Annotated in this window: 8 protein-coding genes; 7 read left to right on the top strand and 1 reads right to left on the bottom strand. The window is 57.6% G+C overall.

The window, feature by feature from the left end; genetic code table 11:
* Positions 1-183 (top strand): hypothetical protein (locus tag AABZ39_17175; GenBank protein ID MEK6796513.1); only part of this gene is annotated, 183 nt, incomplete at its 5' end.
* Here AABZ39_17175 and lipA read toward each other — a convergent pair.
* Positions 155-1,036 (bottom strand): lipoyl synthase, encoded by an 882-nt coding sequence (lipA, locus tag AABZ39_17170; protein ID MEK6796512.1) that lies wholly within the window; start codon positions 1,034-1,036, stop codon positions 155-157. The genes AABZ39_17175 and lipA overlap by 29 nt on opposite strands.
* 175 nt (positions 1,037-1,211) lie before the next feature.
* On the opposite strand from lipA, the gene AABZ39_17165 reads away from it, so the two are divergent.
* The 6 genes from AABZ39_17165 (at position 1,212) to AABZ39_17140 (ending at position 11,623) form a co-directional block, all read left to right on the top strand.
* A complete protein-coding gene (locus tag AABZ39_17165) occupies positions 1,212-3,197 on the top strand; it encodes an extracellular solute-binding protein (GenBank protein ID MEK6796511.1) in 1,986 nt (661 codons plus the stop codon).
* A gap of 30 nt (positions 3,198-3,227) precedes the next feature.
* On the top strand, positions 3,228-5,399 hold the full coding sequence (locus AABZ39_17160) for a beta-galactosidase (protein ID MEK6796510.1): 2,172 nt from the start codon (positions 3,228-3,230) through the stop codon (positions 5,397-5,399).
* A gap of 80 nt (positions 5,400-5,479) precedes the next feature.
* Positions 5,480-7,039, top strand: a complete 1,560-nt coding sequence (locus AABZ39_17155) for a hypothetical protein (GenBank protein ID MEK6796509.1) — start codon at positions 5,480-5,482, stop codon at positions 7,037-7,039.
* Between the two features lie 44 nt (positions 7,040-7,083).
* On the top strand, positions 7,084-7,896 hold the full coding sequence (locus AABZ39_17150; protein ID MEK6796508.1) for a hypothetical protein: 813 nt from the start codon (positions 7,084-7,086) through the stop codon (positions 7,894-7,896).
* Positions 7,897-7,969: 73 nt separating this feature from the next.
* Positions 7,970-10,444, top strand: a complete 2,475-nt coding sequence (locus tag AABZ39_17145) for a right-handed parallel beta-helix repeat-containing protein (protein MEK6796507.1) — start codon at positions 7,970-7,972, stop codon at positions 10,442-10,444.
* A gap of 183 nt (positions 10,445-10,627) precedes the next feature.
* Positions 10,628-11,623, top strand: coding sequence for an FAD-dependent oxidoreductase (locus AABZ39_17140; GenBank protein ID MEK6796506.1), 996 nt, complete (start codon positions 10,628-10,630; stop codon positions 11,621-11,623).
* Positions 11,624-11,675 lie beyond the last annotated feature (52 nt).

Genomic DNA, 11,675 nt, shown 5'->3' with positions numbered 1-11,675 from the left:
GTGCGCGCGACGATACGCTATCTCACCGCGCTCTGCTACCAGGCGGCGTATCATCTCGAGGATACGCGCATCGCCGTGCTCATCGAGGATGAGAAAGAACGCACCGAAGAAATAGAGAAGATAAAATCGCAGATAGCCGAGTTGGCCACACCGTTCAAGTACCGGGCGATACGGGACCTGTGACCGCCGACGGAGCATCCGTATTCCGGTAGAGCCCGGCGTGATATGAACTGCGAACATACGGCGCGCTTTCGACATGCGCAAAGCCGACCGATCGTGCGTGCGCGGCATGCGCTTCGAACATTTCCGGCGTGATATATTCCGCCACCGGACGATGCGCCTTCGACGGCGAGAGATACTGGCCGATGCTCACGAATGAACAGCCCGCCGACCGCAGATCGCCCAGCGCTGCGCGCACTTCCTCCGCTGTCTCCCCCAGCCCGAGCATTATCGCCGATTTTGTCCGTATCGCGGGAAAACCCTTCGCGATGAATGCAAGTACCGCAAGCGACCGCCGGTAATCGGCGCCCGTGCGTATCGAATAGAGCCGCGGCACGGTCTCGATATTGTGGCCGAGTATGTCCGGCGAGGATGAAGCAACGACGGCAAGGCTCGCTTCATCGCCCTTCATATCCGGTATGAGAAGTTCTACCGTCGTCTTCGGGCTTATTCTCCGCACCGCCGCGACCGTCCGCGCATAGACACGCGCACCGCCGTCGGGAATATCGTCCCGCGTCGGGCTCGTTATCACCGCATGGGTGAGCGAGAGTTCTTCTATGAACAATGCGACCGCTTCCGGTTCATTTTCGTCAAGCACCTCGGGCGCACCTTTGGTCACATTGCAGAAGCCGCAGCGCCGCGTGCATACAGCACCGAGTATGAGCACCGTCGCTTCCCCGCGCGCGAAACATTCGCCGATGTTCGGACAGCGCGCCTCGGTGCAGACGGTATGCACACCATGCCCTTTGATGAGGCGGGCGGTACGCTCAAGATCGCTTGCGCGTATGGTCTTGTTCAGCCACGGCGGTTTTCGCATACGCCACTATAGTATGCGAAGTCGCCGCTGTCAATCAGCCTTGTGCATTACACATGCACATTGCTTACCGCATCAGCCCTTCCTAATTACCGGTAAATATAGTACTATACCCGGTAAATACAATGAATGACAGCATTCACGGAATGTACTACCTTGAATGCCGCGGGAGAATATCATGAACAGAATATTCCAATCCCTGAAGTCCTATCTCGGGCTCATCGCTATCGGCGTTGCGTTCGTCATCTCGGCCGTAGCCGTTTTCCTCAACACGAGCGTTGACGCCGAGCGCTTCTATGTCGCCAAACCGGGCGATACCCTTACGCAGGTGGCCAGGGACTACGGCATAACCGTGGACGATTTCTGCAATGAGAATTATCCTGATCTGTCGCCGTCCACCGTTCTTACACCCGGGATGAAGATACGCGTGCCGGCGAAGGCGAAATCGAAATTCGTCACGGTGCGGCTTGCGCACTGGAACCTCGAGCCGGGCGCGCGCGAAGGCGTCAATCTCATGATCAAGCGCTACCGTGAGCTCCATCCCTCCGTGCGTATCGTACAGGAGACGATACCTGAATCCACATATCCGCAATGGTATACGACGCAGATGGTCGGACGCACGCCGGCCGATCTCATGCATGAGGCAGGCGTGGCATATCCGCTCCTCATCGCCTACTACATACGCTATTTCACGCCGCTCACCGAGTATGTGATGCAGCCCAATCCGTACAATCGCGGGACGGAATTCGAGAACGTGCCCCTGCGCGAGACGATGAAGGACGGGCTTCGCAGCTGCTATAATTCCGACCTCCAGGAGTACATGACCATCGGTCTTGCGCAGCATCTCGTGCGTATGTACTACAACAAGACGCTCCTGAAAGAGATAACCGGACGCGACGAGCCGCCGAAGACGTTCCGCGAATTCATCGATGCATGCGATGCGATAGAAAAGCAGCCGTTCTTCGACACGACGGCCAGAAAGAACATCGCTTCGCACAGCAATGAAATGGCGCGTCTTCTCCGCGAACGGCAGAACGTGCCGGAAAGAGGCCGCGCAGCGCTGTCAGTGAAGATCGCTGAACATGAAAAGGCGATACAGACCGTCATCGGGACGGCGAAGCGCATGACGCCGATAGCGAACTCGCGGTATCACATGAACGCGGTGGAGAACTGGCTTTTCGGCGCCATCACATCCAAAGCGCGCAATCTCATCGATTACAATCACGACTGCGGCGTGAGCGCGGTGGAACAGTACATCGGTGTGAAGACAAAGACCATCGATCTTTCGTATGAGCCGTATCGCGCGAAGTTCACGATCATATCGAATTACTGCCGCTACTGTGTGCCGGGTTTCGCCGGACTTACGCGCGATGACGCGGTGATGTTCTTCATACAGCAGCGCTCCGTGTTCATGCCGACAGGCACCTGGGACGCGGGCATGCTCGAGAAGCAGGCGGGCGATAATGGGTTCGAAGTGTCGGTCATGGATTTCCCGTATCCGGGACCGGACAGCCCCGATCTCTACAAGCATATGGAAGGCCCCGCCTTCGAAGACCCGTGGGGTAGTTTTAAATTCGCCTGCGCCACGCCTGAGGGAGAGCCGGAACGTAAACGCGTCGCGATTGATTTTCTCCTTTTCATGTCGGCGAAGAACAACAACATCGCGCTCAATGAAATAACCGGCTGGCCCCCGTATGTGAAGGGATCTCCCGGCAAAGGCGTGCTCAAGTATTTCATCCCGCATCCGGACGGCGTGCCGCCCGCGATGAATTTTTCCATCGGCGGGGAATCGCTCATCAAATGGCAGCAGATGTATTCGCTCTTCTGGGTGGGACAGGTCACCTACGATCAGTTCAGGACGGAATTCGAACCGTACTATCTCGCACGCGGCTATCAGGATTATCTCACTGTCGTGAAGAACTGGCGCCGCTCGCTCATGCTCGACGAGAAGGCGCTCGCCATGATGCGCGTGAAGGCGCAGAACGCGAAGACGGGCGGCGATACGCTCTGGGCGAAATACCGGTACGTGACGATGCGCCCGATGACGCGCGAGATCGATATGAGCTATGAACGCGCGCTCATGGAAAAAGCGGCCGCCTCGGCGCTGCCGTCGGAGCCCGCGTATCAGTACAGTGCGACCGCACGGCGGCGGCTCGGGCGTTGAGCAGTATCTCGTACGTATAAGGGAGCGATAATGAGAAGGATGCCATGCCGTCTTGCAGCGATGCTCCCCGTCGCGTTCATGCTCGCAGCGTCCGAACCGAATGCGAACGCCCCCGCCGGGGCGCGTATCGCAGTGCAGAACGATATCCCGACACTTGCTGTCGATGGAAAACCCCACAGCGGCATGTCGCGTCACGGCTACCAGTGGGATGCCTTCGCCGGCTTTCGCCCGACCGGTGTAACGCTCTACATACCGATACTCACCGCAAGCCAGGGCTTCTGGGTACGCAGCGTGTGGACGGCACCCGATACCTGGGACTATTCGAATCTGGATAAAGTGCTCGACGGTATTTTCGAAAAGATACCCGACGCGCATATCATACTCAAGCTGAGCGAATCGGCACCCGATTGGTGGCGGGCGCAGCATACGAACGAGCTCGTGCATGTGATCGAAAGCAATGAGACCGTGCCGCTGCTCCTGCCGCCGGCGGACCATCGCAATGCGAAGTACGGGCGCAAGACCGTGCCGAGCTGGGCCTCGCATACATGGCGGCGGGACATTGCGAGTGCGATCGTCCATGTCATGCGACACCTCGGGACAAAACCGTATGCGAAGCGTATCGTGGGGTTCCTGATCTGTTCGGGGGAAAGCAACGAATGGTTCGCCTGGGGCAACAGGGTCGATCACTCGCCGGCGAACATAGCACGCTTCCGCGCATGGCTTTGGACGCGTTACCGCGACGTGTCCGCGCTCCGGTCATCGTGGCATGATCCCGCTGTCTCATTCGAGAACGCTCGCCCCCCGCTTGACAGCGCCGTGGCGTCCGCCGCGCGTGGTTCGCTTCGAAACGCTGATGAAGAGATGCGCACCATCGACTATCTGGATTACAATTCCTTCATGACCGCATCGGCTATCGACGAGCTTGCCGCATCGATAAAACAAAGCGCATCGTTCCCCGTAGTGGTCGGCGCCTACTACGGCTACCTTACCTCGTCCGACCCGCGCTGGGGACATCAGGATATCGGCACCCTCCTTGCCGGCACGAACATCGATTTCCTCTGCAGCCCCACCGCGTACTGGGAGCATCGCCGGCTCGGTATTGCCGCTCCTGCACCGATGGCGGCGGTCGGGAGCGTATCCGTGCACGGGAAATACTGGTTCAACGAGAACGACAATCGCACCTCGGCGACCGGGAGCGGAGCGGATTGGTTCCAGGGCAAGGTGGAAGGCATCGAAGGCGACAAGATCATGCAGCGTCGGGAACTCGGATGGACCATAGCGCACGGTTTCGGACAATGGTGGCAGGATGTGGGCACCGTCAAATTCGATTCGCCGGCGCTCTTGACGCTCCTTTCAAATTACAATGCCATAGCCGAAGCATCGATAGCGGTCTCCCGCAGGGATATTTCACATGCCGCGGCCGTTATCGATCCGCGCTCCGTATACTACATCAAGCCGGAGGACTATCTCCTCAAGGAACTCCGCCGTCTCTCGATAGATGCGCTGCAGCGAAGCGGCATCGCCTCATCGATATTTTCTTCCGACGACCTGCTCCGCCTCACGGACAAACGCCTCATACTGTTCTGCGACATGATAGCGCCGTCGCCGGAAACGATGGCCGCTGTCGATCGCCTCAAGTCGGACGGACGCGTTCTCGTTTTTCACTGGGCCGCGGGGTCGGTCAGGAACGGCAGGTCCGATGCCGGCGCCATGCAGAAGCTCACCGGTATAAAGATACGGCAGATCGAGAACGCCTCGCTCAGGGTCACCGTTTCCGACCGGGCCGATGCGCGATCGGCCGGCATAAGCTACGGCCCCGACCGCACGGTAAGCCCGGCATACATCCCCGATGATGATGACGGCGAGATCTGGGGCCGTCTGAGATCGGGCGAACCGGCACTCATGATACGAAGATACCCGACATGGACGGCCGTGTATTCGAGCGCACCAATGCTGCCCCCCGAGATACTTGCCGTGCTCGGCGATATCGCCAAAGCCCATCGATACACACAGCCGGGCGATGCCCTCTGGGTAACGAAAGGCATGCTGGCGCTCAGCGCCTTCCGATCGGGGGAAAAGACCGTACGATTCCCCGCACGAGTCAGATTATTCGAGTGTTTCGACGGTGCCGATCTCAGGGACGGCACGGAGTTCATTGTCCCGATGAAAGAGAACGAAACGAAGCTTTTTCGAATAGAATAGGACGGTGTCCCATGGAACATTTCGCTGATCGACATCCCCGAGTGAAAGGAGCGCGGTATGGCATTCGTTGTGCGGCTCTTATGATCATCCTTGCAGTGCAGGCACCGGCATACGACCATGACACCTCCGTCGCAGAAGAGTTTCGCGTCCGCGGCGGGCTGCCGAATTTCTTCGCAAAGATCGCACGCGGCAAAGATGTGCGCATTGCCTATTTCGGCGGCAGCATCACGATGGCCGACGGCTGGCGGGTGAAGACGTTCGCGTACTTCAAAAGCGCATTCCCCGCGGTGAACTTCATCGAGATCAATGCGGCTATCTCCGGCACCGGAACGGATTACGGCGCCTGCCGCGTCGGCGAGCATGTCGTGTCGCAGAAGCCTGACCTCGTGTTCGTGGAATTCCGTGTGAACGGCGGCGACCGCGCTTCTGCCGAGGGCATAGTCCGGCAGATATGGCGGAATGATCCGAGCGCCGACATCTGCTTCGTCTATACGATCAACGAGCAGATGGTCGCATCGGCATCCGAGGGAAAGACACCGCCGTTCGGGACCGTGCTCGAAAGCATAGCCAACACGTACGGCATACCGAGCATCGATATGGGGCTGGAAGTGGTGCGGCAGCTGCAGATCGGTTCGCTCATATTCAAAGCCGATAGTGCACCGGCAGGGAAAGCGATATTCGCCAAGGACGGCACGCACCCCGGCGATGAAGGGCATTCGATATACCGCGATGTGATCGTCCGCTCGTTCGAGGCGATGCGCGGCACGGGGAAATCCGGAGCGCATACGATGCCTTCTGCGCTTGAAGCGCGTCCGTGGGAAAGCACGTACATGATGCCGATCACGAGCGCTCGGCTCAGTGCTGAATGGACGCCCGTAGACCGCGCGAAGGACAGCGTATTCATGAAAGACAGTGTACGCACCACCAAAATGATGCCCTATGCCGTCAAGTCAGGTGCAAAAGGCGCATCGATCACGGTGAAGTTCAACGGTATTCGCGCGGGACTCATCGATATTGCCTCGCCCAAAGAGACGGTGCTGTCTGCGGTCGTAGACGGAAAAGTGCCGGTGATGATCTCCCGGAAAGAGACGTTCCGCAAGGAGCAGTCGGCGGGGCGCTTCTTCTTCATCCCCGATCAGGAACCGGGCGAGCATACGGTGCGTTTCGAGATCGCGGAGATCGCCGACGGAGTGGAATATTATGTCGGCCCGATACTCGTCATCGGTGCAGCATCGCCGATGGGCAAACCGGTGGTCGTGACCGTATCCGATGCCGGGTTCTCAAGCACCGGCTCCTGGAACGCGAGCTCGCTCAAAGGTGCGAATGACTCAAAGTCGCTCTATTCGTTCACTCCCGGCGCTACAGCGTCATGGGCGGTGCCGGCGTCAGTGACCGGCAGAACGAGGATATCGTTCTATCGCATCCATTCTCCGAAGGAACCGAATGACCAGAAAATGCAGATTGAGGTCGTAACCGGCGGTACATCATCGAAGCAGGTGATCGATACGTCTATCGGGACCGAGTCTGGCTGGATCGATCTCGGGGTCTTCTCGCTGACGGGCTCCGGTGACAAAGTGGTCGTGACGAAGACCGCGGGTGCGAACACGCGCGTCAATGCGGTGAAATTCGAATCCGAATGATGCGCTTCATCGCTGGAATAGTTATCGCTGCTTCGGGGTACTGTATGATGATGACACCGCATATCGAGAGCGCAGCGCCCTCCGCCGGCAAGCGTGTGCGTGTCACGCCGATGGAATATGCCGGCACCGATGTTCATCATTCGCTCTATCTTCCCCCGTCATGGAAGGCGGGCGGGAAATATCCCGTCATGATCGAATACACCGGCAATTATTATCCGGCATCCGGAAGCACCGGCAAAGTGGAGGATGCGAACCTCGGCTACGGGCTTACCGCGGGCAAGGATTTCATCTGGGCCGTCATGCCGTTCATTGAAACGAATCACACTGAGAACGCGGTCAAATGGTGGGGCGATGAGAACGCAACGGCGGCATACTGCGTGCGCGAAGTAAAACGGATCTGCGCGATATACGGCGGCGACGCGAAGAATGTTTTCATCTGCGGTTTCTCCCGCGGGGCGATAGCGGTCAATTATATCGGTCTTCATGACGATACGATAGCCTCGCTTTGGCGCGGCTTCATTACGCATGATCATTATGACGGCACGGTGGAATGGAAGGGTACGTACTGGGGAGCGCCGCTTGCACGGTATCAGGAACAGGCACGCGGACGTTTGCAGCGCCTCAACGGCCGGCCTGTCCTTGTGATGCAGAACGGATCGACAGGCGTGATCAGGCGCTTTATCGGCGATATGGCGAATACGGCGCCGTTCACGTTCCTCGATGTGCCGATCAAGACGATATTCCCCGTCATACCGAACGATGATATTGTTCATCCGCATACGGACAAATGGCTTGGTGTGCCGAGCGATGCGAAGATGCGGGTGGACGAATGGTTCTCAGGCGCGATGGTACGGTGAAGGATTACGGCATGATGCACTCGCTGCAAACGATATCCGGAATGCGGCGTATCGAGAAATAGAGGAGACACAGATGAGAACAAAGTTCATGCCCGGCCGTCCTGCGAGCGCGCTGCCGGCCTGTATCGCCGTTGCGTGCCTTGCCGCAGCAAGCGCGTGGGGCACCGTCGCCATGCCATCCATCATCGGGCCCGGTGACGGCGAAACGATCTCGATCGCCTTCCCGTCATTCTACTGGGACGGCGCCGATGTCCCGTATCGTCCTTTAAATGATTTCGACACGCGGTATGAAATTAAGATCGCATCCGATGAAGGCGGCAAGAACATCGTCGATTCGGATACGGTGGCGATACCGCGCTATGTGCCGGACCGTCCGCTTATCGGCACGTTCTATTGGCGTGTGCGGGCGATACGCGGCGGGGAAAAGAGCGCATGGACGGATGTCCGCTCGTTCACGGTGAAGGAGCCGGCGAAAGAATTCCCGGTGCCCAATGGCGCGTCATCAGCAGAGATCATCACGGTCATCAGTAATGCCGTTGCGAGCAAGGCACCCGCGCGGGTGGTGTTCGCGAAGAACGGGCTTTACCGCATACAGAACACCGTTGATGCGCTCATCGTATCCGATGCCCGCGATATGATCATCGACGGCAACGGGGCGCAGATCGTCATACTGACGAACAACACGGGGTTCCTCCGCATGTACCGCTCGGCGAATGTGATGCTCAAGAACTTTTTCATCGACTATGACCCGCTGCCGTATTCGATAGCACGTGTAAAAAGCGCGGACGGTGATACGGTATCGTTCTCGCTCGAACCGAACCATCAGCCCTTCGATTCGCCGATGATGCAGATATCCTGGACATGGGGTGTGCTCTTTGACACTGCCGTGCGGGGACGACTTAAGAACAATGTAAGTATCGTCATCGGTTCGGACAAAAAGTCGCTTGCGGTGAACGGCAATGATCTCACGATGAACATGGCCGCCGGTTTCGGGAAATATTTCCTGCCCGGCGACCGCTACATACAGTTCGCCCGCGAGAAGGCCCGTTCGCTCGTGCTCGTCACCGATTCGTCGAACATCGTCTTCTATCAGATAACGAATTTCGCTACACCCGCCGGCCACTATATGGCGCTTGAAAGTTCCGACATGAAGTACATCCACGTCGGCTCTCCGATAAAGGAAGGGCGCTTCTTCGGCGGCAATGCCGACGGCATTCATATCCGCGCGAACGCGATCGGCCCCTGGGTGGAAGGATGCGAGTTCAACGGTGTCGGTGATGACGGGATAGCGCTCTATAATAAAGCGATGTTCATCCTCGAGAAGCCCTCGCCGACAACACTGCGCATCGCGAACGATATGTATGTGCTTGCACCGGGCGAGACGTTCTGCCTTTTCAACCCGCGCGACGGGAAGATAATACGCGAGGGACTCACGGTTACCGCGAGCGAGTTCAAATCGGCGGGGGGCACTGCCGCGCATTATCTCGTCACCTTCTCGCCGCCGGTCGAGGAAGCGCTTGTCACATCGAAGACAACGCTTGAGAACGATCAGGCGTTCACGCGGAGCAAGGTGAACGGACTTTTCATGATACGGAACAATTACATCCATAATATACGCCGCTACGGCTCCGTCATACGTGCGGTCAACGGCGTCGTGGAGAACAATCGGTACGAAGGATGCAGCACTGCCGGGATAATGTTCCGCAATGAAGCATCGCATTGGCGCAACGGTCTTTTCAGCGACAGCGTTCTCGTTTCCGGCAATACGATAACCGACTGCGCGTTCGACGGCGCCGGTGAGGCATCGGGCTCCGTCATCGTTAAATTCGAGCGACTGGATTACGAGGATGCACGGAGCATGGCGCAGAAGAACATCATCATAGAATCGAACATCATACGGAACTGGCATAAGTATGCGGTACGCGTGAACGGCGCCGAACATATCGAGATACGAGGGAATACGATCGCATCGACAGGAGAACCAAAGACCGGGAGCGCGGCTGCTATCGTTGCGGTGAATGCGTCGGATATCACGGTCACCGGCAACAGCATACGCGATGACAGGCTCCTTGCCGGCGGCATCGTGCTGGAGAAGGTGAGCGGCGCGGTGACGAACGGCAATACGGTCGCTGCGAAGATCGATGTGCCTGCAGCCAATGAGACCGTGATCGGCATCGATGACGGGGAATGCACGTTCACGGGCGACTGGAAAGCGAGCGGCCTGCGCGGCTACAAAGGGAAAAAGACGCTGTACACGACGGAGAACGGCGCGTCGGCCTTGTGGCGTATCCCGGCCGATGTGAATGGCAAAATAAAAGTGTATTACTTCAAAGTGTGGCATGCCGCAGAGAACGATCCTGCGGTGAAGATAGAGATCACGCATGCCGGAGGAACAGCAGCGGTGACCGTTGATTCGACGAAAGGGCAGTCAGAATGGGTAGCGCTCGGGGGCTTTTCGTTCAGCGGAAAATCCGCCGAGGGTGTGCGTGTGGTAAAGACAGGCGGCGGCAATACGCGTGTGAGCGCGGTGAAATATGTAGTGGAATGAGGGCACACTCACCCCTCCGCTCTCTCACAGGTCGGCGCAAATCGGCATCCGTGCCTCGCGCCGACTGCAACATCGTGTTGCACGGAAGTGAGAGAGGGGAGGGAGTAAATGCGCAAGAGGAATAATCAATGAAAAGAACAAAAAAAAACAAACCAAAAACAAAAAAGCAAAGCATCATCGAAACTGACAAAGCCAGCGATAAGATACATCGACAGAACATATGATATTGTCATCATCGGCGGCGGTATCGGCGGGACTATTGCCGCGATAACCGCATCGCGTAAGGGGCTCAAAACCGCGCTCATCGATAATAAACCGGGTCTCGGCGGAAATGCGAATTCCGACATCGGCGTATCCATAGACGGAGCGCCGTTCTTCGGATTCTTCGCCAATATGCGTGAGGGAGGCCCGGTCGAGGAAATGAAGGAAATGCTCGCGGAGATAGACCCCTTCTTCCGCAACACACAAACAAGCGGCATTCTCCTCTTCTGGTGTGAGCGTGAAAAGGTCGATGTGTATTCCGAATTGAACATATTCGGCGTGGAAGCGGATGGGCGACGCATCAAAGCGGTAACGGGAACACAAGGCGGCACGGAACGTAATTATCGGTTCAGCGCCGGACAATTCGTGGACGCCACCGGTGACGGAACGGTCGCGGCTCTCGCCGGGTGCGATTTCATGCAGGGACGCGAAGCGAAAAATAAATTCAATGAGGTGCTCGCTCCGGATAAAGCCGATCAGGGCATCATGGGCGCATCGCTTCTCTATCGCGCGAGCGAGAAGAATATACCGACCGTCTTCCGGCGGCCCGAGTGGGCGTATGAATACAAGACAGCCGACGATCTCCCGTTCCGGCTCGCATCCAAAGGCCCGCAGCCGATGGGACATTGGTGGATAGAGTACGCGGGCGATAAGAACGACCCGATCGGCGAATACGAATCGATACGCAGGGAACTCCTCAAATGCGTGTACGGCGTCTGGTCGTATTTCAAGAACGACCCCGAACGCGGCATGGAAAAATACGCCCTTGATTCGGTGACAATAGCCCCCGCAAAACGCGAAAGCCGCCGCATTGTGGGCGACTATATACTCACCGAACGGGACATCACCGCGCGCAGGCATTTCGATGATGCTGTCGCCTATGAGGTATGGAACATCGATATACATGTCACCTGCTGATTCAAATCGAAATTTAAACCGAACATACACGCGTTCTTCCCATGGGTGTTCA

The sequence above is a fragment of the Spirochaetota bacterium genome, from assembly GCA_038043445.1.
Classification (GTDB): Bacteria; Spirochaetota; Brachyspiria; order Brachyspirales; family JACRPF01; genus JBBTBY01.
The sequence above is the reverse complement of the archived record's forward strand: the minus strand, read 5'-3'. Positions and strand labels throughout refer to the sequence as shown.

Bases quoted from the DNA above. Each gene is read 5' to 3' on its own strand.
- lipA (MEK6796512.1), bottom strand. From the start codon at position 1,036: ATGCGAAAACCGCCGTGGCTGAACAAGACCATACGCGCAAGCGATCTT.
- AABZ39_17165 (MEK6796511.1), top strand. From the start codon at position 1,212: ATGAACAGAATATTCCAATCCCTGAAGTCCTATCTCGGGCTCATCGCT.
- AABZ39_17160 (MEK6796510.1), top strand. From the start codon at position 3,228: ATGAGAAGGATGCCATGCCGTCTTGCAGCGATGCTCCCCGTCGCGTTC.
- AABZ39_17155 (MEK6796509.1), top strand. From the start codon at position 5,480: ATGATCATCCTTGCAGTGCAGGCACCGGCATACGACCATGACACCTCC.
- AABZ39_17150 (MEK6796508.1), top strand. From the start codon at position 7,084: ATGATGATGACACCGCATATCGAGAGCGCAGCGCCCTCCGCCGGCAAG.
- AABZ39_17145 (MEK6796507.1), top strand. From the start codon at position 7,970: ATGAGAACAAAGTTCATGCCCGGCCGTCCTGCGAGCGCGCTGCCGGCC.